Origin of the sequence: uncultured Oscillibacter sp. (assembly GCF_910579365.1) — a bacterium.
Lineage (GTDB): Bacteria > Bacillota > Clostridia > Oscillospirales > Oscillospiraceae > Oscillibacter.
Genome location: NZ_CAJTUX010000019.1, coordinates 26032 through 41359, shown reverse-complemented (window position 1 = coordinate 41359; position 15328 = coordinate 26032). Strand labels below are relative to the sequence as shown.

16 protein-coding genes and 1 pseudogene are annotated in these 15328 nt (G+C 56.3%); 15 read left to right on the top strand and 2 right to left on the bottom strand.

From position 1 onward, the window contains the following. The first annotated feature begins 96 nt into the window (after positions 1 to 96). The 11 genes and pseudogenes from QZ329_RS06950 to QZ329_RS06900 all read left to right on the top strand — a co-directional run. Positions 97 to 1407 (top strand): MATE family efflux transporter, encoded by a 1311-nt coding sequence (locus QZ329_RS06950; RefSeq protein WP_295750218.1) that lies wholly within the window; start codon positions 97 to 99, stop codon positions 1405 to 1407. A gap of 131 nt (positions 1408 to 1538) precedes the next feature. Then, positions 1539 to 2507 (top strand): BglG family transcription antiterminator LicT, encoded by a 969-nt coding sequence (gene licT / locus QZ329_RS06945; RefSeq protein WP_295750216.1) that lies wholly within the window; start codon positions 1539 to 1541, stop codon positions 2505 to 2507. A 65-nt stretch (positions 2508 to 2572) separates the two neighbouring features. Continuing rightward, positions 2573 to 4462, top strand: coding sequence for a beta-glucoside-specific PTS transporter subunit IIABC (locus QZ329_RS06940; protein WP_295750213.1), 1890 nt, complete (start codon positions 2573 to 2575; stop codon positions 4460 to 4462). A gap of 4 nt (positions 4463 to 4466) precedes the next feature. Then, on the top strand, positions 4467 to 5906 hold the full coding sequence (locus QZ329_RS06935; protein ID WP_295750205.1) for a 6-phospho-beta-glucosidase: 1440 nt from the start codon (positions 4467 to 4469) through the stop codon (positions 5904 to 5906). Between the two features lie 268 nt (positions 5907 to 6174). Continuing rightward, a complete protein-coding gene (locus tag QZ329_RS06930) occupies positions 6175 to 6567 on the top strand; it encodes an Hsp20/alpha crystallin family protein (RefSeq protein WP_295750202.1) in 393 nt (130 codons plus the stop codon). A 101-nt stretch (positions 6568 to 6668) separates the two neighbouring features. Then, the gene (locus QZ329_RS06925) at positions 6669 to 7058 is read left to right on the top strand and encodes a hypothetical protein (RefSeq protein WP_295750172.1); all 390 of its coding nucleotides are present in this window, start codon (positions 6669 to 6671) and stop codon (positions 7056 to 7058) included. Between the two features lie 338 nt (positions 7059 to 7396). Beyond that, the gene (locus QZ329_RS06920) at positions 7397 to 7573 is read left to right on the top strand and encodes a DUF4177 domain-containing protein (protein WP_295750169.1); all 177 of its coding nucleotides are present in this window, start codon (positions 7397 to 7399) and stop codon (positions 7571 to 7573) included. 371 nt (positions 7574 to 7944) lie between these two features. Further along, positions 7945 to 8472 carry a GNAT family N-acetyltransferase gene (locus QZ329_RS06915; RefSeq protein WP_295750167.1) on the top strand — a complete coding sequence of 176 codons (528 nt, stop codon included), beginning with the start codon at positions 7945 to 7947 and terminating at the stop codon, positions 8470 to 8472. A 213-nt stretch (positions 8473 to 8685) separates the two neighbouring features. Beyond that, positions 8686 to 8883, top strand: a complete 198-nt coding sequence (locus QZ329_RS06910; protein ID WP_295750165.1) for a recombinase zinc beta ribbon domain-containing protein — start codon at positions 8686 to 8688, stop codon at positions 8881 to 8883. Next, positions 8847 to 9173: a hypothetical protein gene (locus QZ329_RS06905; RefSeq protein ID WP_295750162.1), complete on the top strand. Its 327-nt coding sequence runs from the start codon at positions 8847 to 8849 to the stop codon at positions 9171 to 9173. The genes QZ329_RS06910 and QZ329_RS06905 overlap by 37 nt, the downstream gene beginning before the upstream one ends. Before the next feature lie 24 nt (positions 9174 to 9197). Beyond that, positions 9198 to 9389 (top strand): annotated as a pseudogene (locus QZ329_RS06900) (KilA-N domain-containing protein); the annotation flags it as partial. A gap of 333 nt (positions 9390 to 9722) precedes the next feature. Here the strand turns inward: QZ329_RS06900 and QZ329_RS06895 are convergent. After that, positions 9723 to 10145 carry a hypothetical protein gene (locus QZ329_RS06895; RefSeq protein WP_295750160.1) on the bottom strand — a complete coding sequence of 141 codons (423 nt, stop codon included), beginning with the start codon at positions 10143 to 10145 and terminating at the stop codon, positions 9723 to 9725. A 69-nt stretch (positions 10146 to 10214) separates the two neighbouring features. Next, positions 10215 to 10463 carry a TOBE domain-containing protein gene (locus QZ329_RS06890; protein WP_295750158.1) on the bottom strand — a complete coding sequence of 83 codons (249 nt, stop codon included), beginning with the start codon at positions 10461 to 10463 and terminating at the stop codon, positions 10215 to 10217. 246 nt (positions 10464 to 10709) lie between these two features. Here QZ329_RS06890 and QZ329_RS06885 point away from each other — a divergent pair, with 246 nt between their 5' ends. From QZ329_RS06885 to QZ329_RS06870, 4 genes are all read left to right on the top strand, one after another. Then, entirely contained in the window at positions 10710 to 11180 is a 471-nt protein-coding gene (locus tag QZ329_RS06885; RefSeq protein WP_295750155.1) for a 3'-5' exonuclease, read from the top strand. A 506-nt stretch (positions 11181 to 11686) separates the two neighbouring features. Next, a complete protein-coding gene (locus tag QZ329_RS06880; protein ID WP_295750152.1) occupies positions 11687 to 12430 on the top strand; it encodes a DeoR/GlpR family DNA-binding transcription regulator in 744 nt (247 codons plus the stop codon). A gap of 3 nt (positions 12431 to 12433) precedes the next feature. Continuing rightward, positions 12434 to 13336, top strand: coding sequence for a 1-phosphofructokinase (gene pfkB, locus QZ329_RS06875; RefSeq protein ID WP_295750149.1), 903 nt, complete (start codon positions 12434 to 12436; stop codon positions 13334 to 13336). Positions 13337 to 13427: 91 nt separating this feature from the next. Then, positions 13428 to 15314 (top strand): PTS mannitol transporter subunit IICBA, encoded by a 1887-nt coding sequence (locus QZ329_RS06870; protein ID WP_295750146.1) that lies wholly within the window; start codon positions 13428 to 13430, stop codon positions 15312 to 15314. The last annotated feature ends 14 nt before the right edge of the window (positions 15315 to 15328 follow it).

Below are 15328 nucleotides of genomic sequence, written 5' to 3'. Positions count from 1 at the left end.
CCTCGCTTGTCAGAGGACTTGCGATCAAAAATCGTTGAAGTGGGATAAGCCCGTACAGGGTTTATCCCACTTCTCATTTTATTTGGAGGTGTTTTTTTGAACGTAAGCTGGAAAAATCTATGCCGGTACATCTTCCCGGCTATGGGCGGGCTGTTTGTAACCTATCTCTACAATGTGGTGGACGGAATCTTTGTGGGCCAAGGGGTTGGTTCGGCGGCATTGGGGGCGGTGAATATCGGCGTTCCCTTCATTACCTTTGCCGTGGCCATAGCGGCGATGTTCCCTATGGGCGGCGGGACGGTGGTAGCCATCCGCATGGGACGTGAGGATAAGGAGGGGGCGAATCACGCCTTTATGACCGCGTTCCTTCTGACCGTGCTTGCGTCTTTGCTGCTTACACTCATTGGGATGGCATTTTCCCGGCAGATCGTGGACCTTAGTGGCGGGCAGACCCTCAGCCATACCATGCGGGACATGGCGGCGGATTACCTGTTTTATTACTGTGCTTTTTCTGTTCCCATGCTGATGAGTACCTGTTTGTCCGTTTTTGTGCGGAACGACGGCTCTCCAACGTTATCTTTTGTGGGGATGTGTGTGGGGGCTGGGGCGAATATCTTTCTGGACTGGCTGTTCATCTTCCCTATGAAAATGGGGGTGATCGGTGCGGCTGTCGCCTCCGGGCTGGGGCAGGTATTTTCTGTGGCTGTCCTGCTGTCCCATTTTGTGAGGAAACGGGGAAGCCTGCGCTTCCAGCGATTCCCTGTCAATGGCGCATTGATCGGTAAGATCTGCAAACGCGGTGTGCCGGAAGCGGCCTCCCAACTGACCACGCCGGTAACAGCTCTCTGTTATAACCTTATGCTGGCAAAGCTGGTGGGCGATATCGGTGTGTCCACCTTCAGCGTCTTGAGTTTCATCTACTCGCTGGTCAACGCCATCCTCTCCGGGACAGCCCAGGGACTGCAGCCCCTTTGGGGCCTCTGCTATGGGGAGCGGGATACAGATAGAATAAATTTATATTTTCGCTGGGGAATCCGCATCAATGCCATATTGTCCGTGGTCATTTATGGGCTTCTGTTTCTCTTTGCCGAACCCGTGATCCAAATTTTCAACCGGGACCCGGAGCTTGTCCAAAATGCCTCTGCCGCCCTGCCGCTGTTTGGTCTGTCCTTTATCCCCATGGCGCTGAATCTAATTTATACAGCCTTTCTGTACTCCACCAAGAGGACCCTGCAGGCCGATGCCATCTCCCTGAGCCGGGGTGTTGTTCTGAAAGCGGCGGCGATTTTCTGTATACCGGTTCTTTTGGGCATTGACGTTATTTGGCTTGCACCTTTCGCCGCGGAGCTTCTGACGCTGGTCCTGGCTTTGGCGCTGACCAGAGGCTGCAAACTGGTTGAATGCTGAGATTGATAAATTATTTTTATATGATATAAAAAACTTTGATTTCACAAATGGGCAGACTGCGGTTATAATGGCAATCAATCCAAGAATCTTTGCCAGTTCCGCAGAGCGGTTTGCTTTTACAACGAAATAGATTGGCTTGTTACTATTCAATTAGGCAATACCAAACATCAATGCCGGCGCGCTTATGGCGGGTCTTGGCTGGTGTTTGGTATTTTTACTTTTCATTTTCTGTGGGACTGGGAAAGAAGGGGGATACGATGGTCGTTGATAAGGTTTTGAACAACAATATCGTCAGTTCTTTCGATGAAAGCGGTCGGGAGATCCTTCTGGCGGGCCGGGGAATTGGGTGGCAGGCAAAACCAGGGCGGGCCGTAGACCGTTCCAAAATCGAAAAGATCTTCCGCATGGATTCCCCGGACTCCACGAGCCGCCTGAAACAGCTGCTGCTGGAGGTGGACCTGGAAGCGGTTCGGGCAGCCACGAGGATTATCGAATACGCCCGGGAAACCCTGAAGAAAAAGCTCAATAAGAATCTTTATATCACTTTGACAGACCATATCAGCTTTGCCGCCGAGCGGATGAAGAACGGGCTCACATTTCACAATATGCTTTCCCTGGAAACCAGGAAGCTCTATCCGCAGGAGTATGCCATTGGCCTTCGCGGCCTGCAAATCATTCAGGAGACCATGAGCGTTTCCCTCCCTGAAACGGAGGCCACCTCCATCGCTTTGCATATCATCAACGCTGAATATGACTGCGATATGGAGAAAACCCAGGGAACCCTCAAAATCGTGCAGAACTCTCTCAATATTGTGCGTTATAGATTGTGCGCCAGCTTCGATGAAGAATCGCTGGACTACCAGAGATTTTTGACCCACCTGCTCTTTTTCGCCCAGCGGGTTATGGAAAACAAAATGCTGCCGGATGAAGAGGATTTTCTCTATCAGAACATCAAGCGGCAGCACCCTAGGGCATTTGACTGTACGCTCCGCATCCGGGATTTCATCAAAAAAGACTATCAGATCGATTTGCCCGCCGAGGAGCTCACTTATTTGTGCGTGCACATTGCGCGGGTAGCAGGGGATCGGAAGTGTCCCTAATAAGCGGCTATAAGGCGGAGGCGCCCCGCCAGAAGCATAAAAACTGAATGGGAGGAATCCGAAATATGGCATTGGATTATGTCGAGACCTCGAAAAAAATCGTGGACGCTGTCGGCGGCGCATCGAACATCACCAGCGCCGCCAACTGCATGACCCGCCTTCGTCTGGTGTTGAAGGACGAGGGCCGGGCCAAAGATGACGCCGTTCAGGCAATCAAGGGCGTCAAGGGTGTGATGCGCCAGGGAGGCCAGTATCAGATCATTATCGGAAACGAAGTTTCCAACCTCTTTAAGGAATTCAAAAAGCTGGGCAATTGGGACGAGGGCAGCGCTCCCGCGAAAGCCGAAGGCGGCGCTGTACAGAGACTCTTTGGATTCATTGCCGGCTGTATGACGCCGCTGCTTCCGGCCATGCTGGGCACCGGTATGCTGAAGGTGGTCCTCACGCTGCTGACCACCTTTGCCGGAATGAGCACGGAAAGCTCCACTTATATCCTGCTCTATTCCTTTGCGGATTGCTTCTTTATGTTTCTCCCCATTTTTATGGGAATTACCATCGCAAAAAAGATGGGCGGCAATCCCATGCTGTTTATGGTCGTGGGAGCGGCGTTGTGTTACCCCAATCTTACCAGCCTGATGAGCGGCGCGACACTGGAATTGGGAACCTTCCTTGGTATGCCCTGCACCTACCTCTTTGGCATCCCGGTGATCTGCTCGACCTATACATCTTCTGTTCTGCCCATGCTGCTGATGGCCCCCGTGATGAAATGGGCGGAGGACTTTGCGGATAAGGTATCTCCCAACGTGCTGAAATCCTTCCTCAAGCCCCTGCTGTTCATCATCATCTGCATCCCCTGCTCTCTCTATGTGCTGGGCCCCATCGGCAACGTCATCGGCAATCTGCTGGCGGGTGTGTTCTCCGCCCTGTACAATAAAGTGCCCTGGCTGACGGTCGGCATCCTGTCCGCCCTGATGCCGTTTATTGTCATGACCGGAATGCACTACGCGCTGGTGCCTTTGGCGATGAACAATCTTGCCACTCTGGGTTACGACGTGGTGGTTGCGGTCACCATGTTCTGCTCGAATATTGCCCAGGGCGGCGCGACCTTTGGCGTGGCGCTGAAAACAAAAGACCAGGATACCCGCTCGGAGGGAATTGCCTGCGGCATCTCCGCCACGGTCGCCGGCGTTACGGAACCCGCCTTGTACGGAATCAATATGCGCTATGGAAAGCCTATGATCGGCGCGGTCACCGGCGCGGCGGTTTCCGGCCTTTTCTGCGGACTCAGCGCGGTCCGGGGTTATACGGCCGGCGGTTCGCCTTCGTTCCTTTCTCTGATCTGCTTCATTGGCGGAGAAGGCAATCCTATGCACGGAGTGATTTTCGGCGCAATTGGAGGGATTCTGTCCCTGCTCATTTCTGGCGCAATCGCCTTTATTCTCTATAAAGACCCTGTGAAGCCCGCCGCGGCGCCTGTGGATGCTCCCGCCCCTGCTGATCCTGCCGCTCCTGCCCGCACAGGCAAAAAGGTTTCCATTGCCGCTCCTGTACCCGGTCAGGTAGTCGCGCTGGAGAGCATCCCCGATCAGACCTTCGCCGCCGGAGTTCTGGGACACGGCATTGCTGTGGAACCTTCTGAGGGAAAGGTTTATGCTCCCTTTGACGGCACCTGTGAAAGCGTCTTTGATACCAGACACGCTCTGAACCTTTTGTCGGAGGACGGCGTAGAACTGCTGATCCATGTGGGTCTGGAGACGGTTTCTCTGAAAGGCGAACCGTTCAAGGCCCATGTCAAGGACGGCGAGAAAATCAAGAAGGGCCAGCTGCTTCTTGAATTTGATATGGAAATGATTCATAATAAGGGTTGTAAGACTGTGACGCCGGTGATTGTCACCAATGAAGACGACTTGGCCGGCGTGAGCATTGAAAACGGCGAAATCATTGTAGGAGTGTGAGTGTATGAGCTTTCCGAAAAACTTCTTATGGGGCGGCGCGGTAGCCGCCAACCAGTGCGAGGGCGCGTGGGACGTGGACGGCAAAGGGCCTTCTACCTCTGATATGTGTACCAATGGCAGCCATACGACGCCCAAAAGGATAACCACCAAAATCGAACCCGGTACCCTGTACCCCTCTCATGAGGCCATTGACTTCTATCACCACTACGAGGAGGATATTGCCCTCTTTGCTGAGATGGGATTCAAGTGCTTCCGTACCTCCATCAACTGGACCCGCATCTTCCCCACCGGCATGGAGTCCCAGCCCAACGAGAAGGGACTGGAGTTCTATGACAAGGTCTTCGATTGCTGTAAAAAGCACGGCATCGAGCCGCTGGTAACTATCTCCCACTATGAACTGCCCTACGCCCTGGTGGAAAAGTGCAACGGCTGGGAGGGCCGGGAGGTCATCGGTTATTTTGAGACCTACTGCAAGGTCATTTTCGAGCGGTACAAGGACAAGGTGAAATACTGGCTGACCTTCAACGAGATCAACTCCGGCACCATGCCCTTCGGCGCGGTGTTATCTACTGGAACTGTAAAAGGCTACTCCGGACCTGTCATGGAGGTTCCCAACGATATGCAGGCCCGGTATCAGGCCCTGCATCATCAGTTTGTCGCCTCCGCCCGCGTGGTGAAATATGCCCATGAGCACTATCCTCAATTTAAGCTGGGCAACATGATTTGCTTTGGGGCGGCCTATCCCTATACCTGCAGCCCCGACGATATGCTGGAGGCCCAACATCAAATGCGGAACATGAACTGGTACTGTTCCGATGTCCAGGTCAAGGGCGAGTATCCCTACTATGCCAAGGCGTTCTGGAAGCGGAACGGCATTGCGATCAAAATGGAGCCCGGCGACCTGGAGGAGCTGAAACAGGGCACGGTGGACTTCTACACGTTCTCCTACTACATGAGCAATTGCGTGGGCGTCAGCCGCGACGCGGCCTCTGTGGAGGGCAATATCGCTCAGGGTTTGCAGAACCCCTACCTGAAAGCCAGTGAGTGGGGCTGGCAGATCGACCCCAAGGGCCTGCGCTGGGCGCTGAACGAAATCTATGACCGCTACCGGGTTCCTATCATGATTGTGGAGAACGGTCTGGGAGCCAGGGATGAGCGGGCCGGGGACGGCAAGTTCCACGACAGCTGCCGCATTGACTACCTCCGTCAGCACATTGAGCAGATGAAGCTGGCTGTGGAGGAGGACGGCGTGGACCTCATCGGCTATACTCCCTGGGGCTGCATTGATTTGGTCAGCGCCTCCACCGGAGAAATGGCCAAGCGGTATGGCTTTATCTACGTCAACAAATTCGACGACGGCGCCGGCGATCTGAGCCGGGAGCGGAAGGATTCCTTCTATTGGTACAAGAAAGTGATCGCCACCAACGGCGAAGATCTGAGCTGACAGCAAAGCGGGGCGGACTCCAAGACGGGTCCGCCCCGCTTCAAGCCTACAGAAACGGAATGGAGCGCCTGAACGATGAATCCGTCTGAATGCGCGGCGCCGGGATATTCCTTCAGCGCCCCACTATTGATAAATAAATCTTATAAGTTATAAAATAGATTTCACAATAATTTAGCACTCGATCGTTGACAGTGCTAACACACCGGCCTATACTATAAGCATAAACCAATTCCGGCAGGAGGCCGAAATAATGAAAGGAGCAATTTTTATGCTGACCCCTTATCTGGTGGCAAAGAACATGTTTGACGAACTGGCGGAGACCGCTTTCAGCGCCAACACCCTGCGGGGCATGATGAACACGGACATCAAGGAGAGCGACCAGGGATATGAGCTGGACATCGACCTGCCCGGCGTCCACAAGGAACAGCTGGCCGCCGAGCTGAAAGACGGCTATCTCTGCATCAGCGCGACGGTGGAGCAGACCAGCAATGAGAATGTCCAGAACGAGCGCTACCTGCGCCGGGAGCGGTTCCTCGGCTCCTGCCGGCGCAGCTTCTATGTGGGGGAACGGGTGAAGCAGGAGGATATCCGCGCCAGGTTTGAGGACGGTATCCTGCGGCTGTTCATCCCCAAGGCGACCCAGCAGGCGCAGCTGGAGTAGAAAAACCTGATTGCCATTGAGGGCTGAAAACGACCGCCTCCGACGCCGCTTTGACTGCGGATTCGGAGGCGGTTTCTGTTTGACGGAGAGGGACGTTTCAAATGAATGAAGTAAAATCACCCAAAAAGCCGTTGATTTATTATTACGGCATGGTCCTTCTGATCCTGGTGCTGTTCAATTTCCTGGCGATGCCCTGGTTTGCGCGGCGGCGGATTCTTGAGGTGGATTACGGCGCCTTTATGGATATGACGGCTCGCCATGAGATTGGCCGGGTAGAAATCCAGGACAACTTCACGGACAGGACGGGCACGCAAATTTATAAGACGGGGCGCATGGTTGATCCGGGGCTGGTCTACCGGCTTAAAGATTCCGGAGCGGTATTCTCCAGTGAGATCATCGAGCAGATGTCGCCGGTCCTCAGCTTTCTGCTCTCCTGGGTCTTGCCAATTGCCGTTTTGTTGGTCTTGGGCAATTCCTGTCAAAGAAAATGATGGAGAAAGCGGGAGGCGGCAACTCTTTGATGTTTGGCATGGGGAAATCCAACGCCAAAGTATATGTGAAATCCTCCGAGGGAGGCCGGGCGTCCCTTCCCTGCCCAGTATGGACAGGCCAGCAGACGCCAACAGCGGCTTGTGCATCGGACGGAGCTGCACCAATGCACCGGGGCTTGGGTGCCATCGGCCCCAACAAGCTGCGCCGGGTATATACCGATGTATTGCTTACTGCTACTGTCAGCATCTGTTAATGAGGGTTGAATGTCATTCCCATTGGTGGTATACTTGGCTTGCGACAAATCGACAAATCGGCATTTGCATGGAGGGATCTTCAAGTGAAAAAATATGAGTATAAAGTACTGACAATTGCAACTGCTTTAACTGTAAGTACAAAGCAATATGAAAAGGTTGCGCAGGAGTTTGAAACAAAATTAAATGAATTGGGAGCCGATGGTTGGGAACTTGTTCAGCGCATGGATGGTTTCTTTTTTCTAAAAAAGGAAATTGAATAAATTCCAGTTTATGGGGGGGATATCATCTTTTGGGTGAAATCCCCCTTGACAAATGTTCTCTTGGTTGCTTATGGAGTTGGATTCGCCTTGGAGCGTGTCCTCGTGCGACAATCTCGGATAAAGGGCGGTAATGAGTTTTTGGGTGGTCTGTCTTGGCATAATGTCCTCCGTTTCCGACAGCCAGCCCCACTATTCCGTAGATTTATGATACCATAGGGCGGGGCTGGCCGTACAGTCTTTTCCGCTTCTTTATAGAAGATAATATTTTTACTTTTATATCAAGGCTTGTCGTTCAAGTTGATGATGGAAAGTTTATTTTTTCTGTGGTAAACTATTTTCGTCAAAATCTGTATACTAAGGCGGTGTAATGAATGAAAATTGTACAGGCTACAAATGACAATTTGACAGAGCTAATGTCTTTTTACAGTGTAATGTGTGATGTCCTTGGTGAAAAAAGTTTCCTGCCAAACGGGGATAAAGGTGGTTTTCCCTCGCAAGCAATGGTAGAGGAATCTATCAAAGGCGGATGTCAATTTATCGGCATAGAAGATAATAAAATCGTTGCAGCATATATTCTAAACCATGATTGCGACAGTGCATATAATACAGTTCGCTGGCAAATCAACGCTGCAAAAAATGAAGTAGTCATTATGCACGCACTTCGTGTTCTGCCGGATTATGGCGGGCGTGGATATTCAAAGCAGCTTGTCGAACATGCAATCCAGACAGCAAGAAGCAGAGGTTGGAAAGCAATACGGTTAGACTGTCTGAAAGGGAATGATATACCTGTCAAAATGTATCAGTCATACGGTTTTAAATATGTGGATACTGTGGATATTACTTATGTCGATATAGGTATTCCCATGCCATTTCATCTTTATGAGCTTGTTTTGGGATAAACAGCTTAAGCGCAATCAGCAGTCATGCCCGGTTTATGCGGTAAAAGGCGGCTTGTGTCCGGCTGCGCTTTCGGCTTCCAGCACTTTCATCATCTTGCCGGCGGCGGGGGCGGTGCATATCTACGACAGTTACCTCGCCGGCCGCAGCATCCGCAGTATCCTGAAAAATGAAAAATACTGCGGCGAGCGCGGGACTCTATACCGCAGGTGCGTATGGGTAAGAAAGGCCGGCGGTTCGCTGTATGGCGCTGCGCCAGCCGGATCAACCACGGCACGAAATACTGCCACGACTCCCCCGCGCTCCGGGAGGAACCCCTGCAAGCCGCCATCCTCGCCGCTGTCAACCCCGTTATGAGCCAGCAAGAGGCGCTGGGGTGGGACAGATCGAGGGCGCCATGCGGATGGAGCTGACTCCCCGGGAGCGGGCATGGTATATCAAAGCGGCTGGGCAGCTCGGCTGGTCGAAGATGGAACTGGCCGGAAATATCCGTGAGCGCATCCATGAAGGCACGGCCCGCGACAACACAGCCGATCCATGTTATAGTAACGGCAGCGAAGGCGATGAGGATGGCGAAGAAGAAACTTCCAGGGCATTTCTGCAAGGTCTGCGGGATGCGGAAGCCCAACGAGAGCTTCAGCGGCAGGGGGTGCCTGACCCTGTTCTGGAACTCTTATCTGCTCTTGCGGAACTCTTTGAGTAGATACAGAGCTTCCGCTATGCTATAATTACAGCAAAGCAGTGGAGGGTCAGTCACCCAGATTTGAAAGGAAACATCCAAGACTACGCCAATATTTCGCAATTAGTCTGTCTCTTAAATCTGGAGAACTTGAACGCCGTCTTTATCAATGACGGCATACCGCAGTCAAAACGGCTTGCCAAACTGAACGCAATTGCAATCAGTCAGATGAAAGTGTAAACCGAGGATCACCGGGCACTCTCGTTAGATACTCCCCAGAAACACAAAAAATAGAGCCTCCAGAGGCGAATTAGTCTTGTGGTGCGTTGAGAATAAATATTGAAGAAGCTGGTCATGCCAATGCTTTGGAGACGCCGCCTTCCTGCTTCCTGAGCCGCAGGTTCGAAAGTGGGCACGCGCTCCAAGTTAAAAGCCCACTTTAGATGCCGTAGGCGGAAAGCTTACGGCATCAGTAGTTTCCAGGCTTTTTACCCTCCTGATTTTCAGCAGTCGCAAAAAAGATGTAAACAGGGTTTGACCGTCCCACTGGATTCAAACCGCAGAGCGGCATATTCAAAAAGGCGCCAGAACATTTTTGCCGAAAAAGCGTCCAAAGTTGATTGAAAATGACAAATAGATATACCAGCCGCCCTGGAAGAGCCAGCGGAAGGCCAGGCCAATGGCTATCGTAGAGGTAACATAGGGGAGGAAATAGGTGGTCTGAAAAGTTCCGCGCCCCTGGGCAAGCGAGTTGATAAAGAGAGCTGAGCCCAGGGCCAGCGCTGTGGTAATCGGAACTCCGATCAGAACAATGATCAGGGTGTTCCGCAATGCGAGGCGAAAGGCCGGGGCCCGCAGAACATAGCGGAAGGAACTGAGGCCAAAGCCCGCGCCGGTGCCGGTGAGATAGATATAGCTTTCATAAAAGCCCATCCGCAGGGTTATCACGATGGGATAGAGGACAAACACCGTCAGAACCAGAAAGGCCGGCAGCAAATACAGATAGGCTTTGGCGCTGAAGCGGGTGTTGCCCGGGGTGTTTTCCGCCCCCCCGCCGCAGGCGCCTCACGCGCTTACCTCCCGCAGCCGCTGTCCGCTGGTCTCGTCGAAGAAATACACGAACCGCATACGAAAAGACAGGCCCGCTTGGCCGCCGGGCCGGATGAGCTCCGCCCCGTCCAGCAGAGCCCGGACCTTGGTCCCTGCCAGAGTGAAGCCAATTTGCAAATCCTTTCCCTTGGGCTCCGCGGTTTGGACTTCCGCATGCAGGTCGGACCCCTGGCGCCAGGCTTCGGGGCGGATGCCGGCCAGCACGGGCCCCTCATGGTCGAAATTCAGCGGCAGCGAGAAGCTGCGGACAGCTACACGCGGCTGTCATGACGGGGGAAATGAAATATAGTCAATGGGCGGATTTCCCAGGAAGGACGCCACAAACTGGTTTGCCGGGTCCAAATACATCTATTTGGTTTAAGATGCTTCATCTCTGCATATGCAAGTGGCATAGGGTTCATAAAATATTGGAAACCCTATGCAGCCGGTATATGGTTTTTCTGCTGGAAATTGGTAAGGTGGAGGGAAAGAGGACGCTCCGGTTCGGCGAATCTCCGGCAGGGAAGCCTGACGCTGCGCCTGCGCGGCGGCGTGGAAGCGCTGCCCCAGGTCGTGGACATGCTTGCCCTGCTGGACATGGACTGCGAGGTTTTGGAGGATGGCCGCCCCCAGTCCATGCCGGAGCGGACCGAACCGGACTTCGACTCCTTCGTCTGCTTCGATCTGGAGACCAGCGGCACCTATGGAGCCGCCGGCGGCGACGCTCCCGCCGAGATCACGGAGATCGGAGCGGTGCGGGTGGTGAATGGGGAGATTACGGAGACCTTCTCCCAGCTGGTGAACCCGGGGCGGAAGGTTGTCCCCCGCATCGCCCGCATCCCCCATATCACCGACGGGATGGCAGCGGACCAGCCGGGGCCGGAGGAGGCTATCCGCCGCTTTGCCCGTACCCTCAAGGAGGCCGGGGCTGAGAGAATGTGAAGCAGGAGTACCTGTCCCAGGTCTTCGGTATTTCCCGGCCGGACGCCCAGGCCAACGCTCTTCTGTATGGGAAGCTGAAGGCGCTGGCGCGCTGAAACATAAGATACCTATTTGAGAAGCATTGACGGAAGGCCCCGGAATCCCCATCTGCTGGCGGAATACGGCTGACGAAACTTCCAGTCTGCCGCCAGCGAGTGCGCGAAAGAACCTTTGACGTTTCCCGGCCTTGCGCGGAGGCGCGGTCCGGCGGGCGGTCCGGCCTGCCGGGGCTGCTGGCCGGCGCTGTGAATATGGAAGTGCGCCGGGCGGCGGCAATGGCACGCCATTCCGGTTTGCCGCATCCGCTTTCTGTCCCGGAGATCACACCTTTGGCAAACCGCACAAATTTTCGGTCCTGCTTTTGTGATCGAACTTGATTGGATAGTATTGACTTTGATTGTTATTGGCGGTATTATAAATAAGAACTCCAAAAGCAATAATTTCCAGTCAGAAAGAGGGGGTGAACTATGCTGGCTGAACAACGCGCGGAGCGGATTCTCAGGGAACTGGCCCAGCGGCGGGCCGCCACGGTGACAGACCTCTGCCAGGTGACGGGCGCCTCTGAGGCGACTATCCGGCGGGATTTGAACGCGCTGGCCAAGCAGGGCAAGCTGAGCAAGGTCCATGGCGGCGCTATGCTGATGACGGCGGAGTTCCTGGGCGAGGAGCTGGACATGGAGACCAAGCGGCAGCTTCGCACGGAGGAAAAGGACCGGGCGGCCCGGTACGCCGCCGGATTGATCCGGGACGACGACGTGGTCTTTCTGGACGCGGGCACCACCATTTTAAGGATGGCGGAACATCTGCCCTCTTCCAAGGCCCTGTTTTTGACCAACAGCATCGAATGCGCCTGCCGCCTGATGGAGCGGAATCTCCGGACCCACGTGCTGGGGGGGATGCTGAAGGCGGGCACCATGGCCCTGATTGGGGCCGAGACGCTGGAGGCCCTGCGCCGGTATAACTTTACCAAGGCGTTCCTGGGCGTCAACGGCGTCACCGTCGCCCAGGGCTTCACCACGCCGGACCCGGAGGAGGCGGCGGTGAAATCTCTGGCGGCGGAGCGGGCCCAGACGGTCTACGTGCTGGCGGACTCCAGCAAGTTCGGGCAGGTGACGGCGGCGGTCATGTTTCCCATTGAGGCCGCCTGCATCATCACGGACCGCCTGCCGGACCAGCGGTATCGGGACTATACGGATATCAGGGAGGTGTAAGCGGTGGTCTACACGGTGACGCTCAATCCCGCCCTGGACTATGAGGTCCATGTGGACGGCTTCCGCGCCGGGAGCCTGAACCGCACGGAGGACGAGACTTTGCATTTTGGCGGCAAGGGCGTCAACGTCTCCACGGTGCTCCACAATCTGGGTGTGGAAACGGTGGCCCTGGGCTTCGTGGCCGGCTTCACCGGCCAGGCGCTGGAGCAGGGGCTGCGGTCCGCCGGAATCCGGACCGACTTTGTCCATTTGCAGGAGGGGCTGACCCGCATCAACGTCAAAATCCGCTCCGGCGGGGAGACGGAAATCAACGGCCGCGGGCCCGTCGTTCCCCCGGAGGCGCTGGAGGCGCTGTTTCAAAAGCTGGACCGGCTGGAGGAGGGCGACGTGCTGGTGCTGGCGGGTTCCCTGCCCGCTGGGCTGCCCGGCGACACGTACCAGAGAATCCTGTCCTGGATTGAGGGCCGGGGCGTGCTGACGGTGGTGGACGCCGCCCGGGACCTTCTGAAGGGGGTTCTTCCTTACCGGCCCTTCCTCATCAAGCCCAACAGCGCCGAGCTGGGGGAGCTGTTTGGACGGGGTTCCCTCACGGGGGAGGAGCTTCTCTCCTGCGCCGAGAGCTTACGAAACCAGGGAGCCAGAAACGTGCTGGTCTCCATGGCCGGAGACGGCTCGCTGCTGCTGGACGAGACCGGCGTCCGCCGCTATCTGGGCGTGCCGGAGGGCACGGTCCGCCACTCGGTGGGGGCGGGGGACTCCATGGTAGCCGGCTTCCTGGCCGGATGGCTGCGGCACCGGGATTACGCCGCCGCCCACCGCCTGGGAGCCGCCGCGGGTTCCGCCACCGCCTTCTCCAGGGGCCTTGCCACGGGAGAGGAAGTCCAGGCCCTTTTGGGCGCGTTTTGAAAATCCCCTTTTTTCCGCGTTTTTCCCCAGCCGGGAAGTGGTACGCTTACTTCCTGATTCCCAAACATATCAAGAGAAAGGACGTTTATCTATGAAAGAGCGCGTTCAAAAATTTGGACGGTTCCTCAGCGGCATGGTCATGCCCAACATCGGAGCCTTCATCGCCTGGGGCCTGATCGCCGCCTTCTTCATTCCGGACGGCTGGTTCCCCAACGAGACCATCAACGGCATGGTGGGACCCATGCTCCGCTTCCTGCTCCCCATCCTGATCGGCTATACCGGCGGCAAGGCCGTGGGCGGGCAGAAGGGCGCGGTCACCGGCGCCCTGGCCACCCTGGGCGCGATTGCCGCCACGGAGAGCACCATGTTCATCGGGGCCATGATCTGCGGTCCCTTGGGCGGCTGGTGCATCAAAAAATTTGACAAGGCCATGGAGGGCCATATCCCCGCCGGCTTTGAAATGGTGGTCAACAACTTCTCCGTGGGCATCATCGGCGCGATCCTGGCCATCCTGTCCATATATGTCATCGCCCCCGTCTGCGTGATCCTCACCGGCTGGCTGGGCTCGGGCGTGGAGTTCCTGGTGGACCGGAGCCTGCTGCCCCTCACCGCCATCCTGGTGGAGCCCGCCAAGGTGCTCTTCCTGAACAACGCCATCAACCACGGCGTCTTTACCCCCATCGGCACGGAGCAGGCCATGGAGATGGGCAAGTCCATCCTCTTCATGATCGAGTCCAACCCCGGCCCCGGCCTGGGATTGCTGCTGGCCTACTGCGTGGCGGGCAAGGGCGAGACCCGCTCCTCCGCCGGAGCCGCCGCCGTCATCCAGTTTGTGGGCGGCATCCACGAGATCTACTTCCCCTATGTCCTCATGAACCCCATCGTCATCCTGGGCCCCATGATCGGAAACATCGTGGGCATCTTCACCCTCTCCGCCCTGGGCGGCGGCCTGGCAGCTGCGGCCTCCCCCGGCAGCATCATCGCCGAGATGCTCATGACCCCCAGAGGGGGCTACTTCGCCAACATCGCGGGCATCGGCGTCGCCGCCGTGGTCAGCTTCCTCATTTCCGTCTTCCTGCTGAAGTTCTTCGGCAAGGACGCCAGCCTGGAAGAGGCCCAGGCCCAGGTGGCCGCCAGCAAGGCCGCCAGCAAGGGCCAGGCCGTTCCCTCCGCTTCCTCCACCGGCGCCTCCGTCTCCGCGAAGGACGTGCGCAAGATCGTCTTTGCCTGCGACGCGGGCATGGGCTCCTCCGCCATGGGGGCCACCATGGTCCGCAACAAGCTCAAGGACGCGGGCATTACGGACATTGAGGTCATCCACTACCCCGTGGGCGAGATTCCCGGCGACTGCCAAATCGTCGTTACCCATCACGAGCTGTCCGGACGGGCGGCGGAGCGCGCTCCCCAGGCCCGGATCATCCCCATCAAGAACTTCATGGGCGCGCCGGAGTACAATGTGCTGGTGAAGGAGCTTCTGGAGGCCCGGAAGGGCGGCTCTCCCGCACCCGCTCCTGCCGCCGCCGCGGAGGAAAAAGCCGCCGGGGACCAGCCCATCCTGCTGGAGAAGAAGAACATCCTCCTGAACTGCAAGCCCGTCAGCCCTGAGGAGGCCATCCGGGCCGTTGGCAAGCGGATGGTGGAGAGCGGTTATGTGGAGGAGGCCTATATCCAGGGTATGCTGGACCGGGAGAAGAGCTTCTCCGTGGCCATCGGCAGCCATGTGGCCATTCCCCACGGCACCGAGGAATCCCGGAAAGCCATCAAGAAAACCGGCCTGATCGTCATGACCTATCCCGAGGGCATCGAGTGGGGCGAGGACACCGTCCGCCTCGTGGTGGGCATCGCCTCCACCGGCGAGGACCACCTGGGCATCCTGGGCAAGATCGTGGAGGTGGCCGAGACCGAGGAGGACACCGACCGGCTGGTGGACAACGCCAGCGTGGACCAGCTCTACAAGCTGCTGAACGGCCTGGAGTGAGAAAGGACTCTTGC

Excerpts from the sequence above, each read along its gene's own strand:
- QZ329_RS06940 (WP_295750213.1), top strand. The coding sequence starts at position 2,573 with ATGGCATTGGATTATGTCGAGACCTCGAAAAAAATCGTGGACGCTGTC.
- QZ329_RS06935 (WP_295750205.1), top strand. The coding sequence starts at position 4,467 with ATGAGCTTTCCGAAAAACTTCTTATGGGGCGGCGCGGTAGCCGCCAAC.
- QZ329_RS06930 (WP_295750202.1), top strand. The coding sequence starts at position 6,175 with ATGCTGACCCCTTATCTGGTGGCAAAGAACATGTTTGACGAACTGGCG.
- QZ329_RS06925 (WP_295750172.1), top strand. The coding sequence starts at position 6,669 with ATGAATGAAGTAAAATCACCCAAAAAGCCGTTGATTTATTATTACGGC.
- QZ329_RS06915 (WP_295750167.1), top strand. The coding sequence starts at position 7,945 with ATGAAAATTGTACAGGCTACAAATGACAATTTGACAGAGCTAATGTCT.
- QZ329_RS06910 (WP_295750165.1), top strand. The coding sequence starts at position 8,686 with ATGGGTAAGAAAGGCCGGCGGTTCGCTGTATGGCGCTGCGCCAGCCGG.
- QZ329_RS06880 (WP_295750152.1), top strand. The coding sequence starts at position 11,687 with ATGCTGGCTGAACAACGCGCGGAGCGGATTCTCAGGGAACTGGCCCAG.
- QZ329_RS06870 (WP_295750146.1), top strand. The coding sequence starts at position 13,428 with ATGAAAGAGCGCGTTCAAAAATTTGGACGGTTCCTCAGCGGCATGGTC.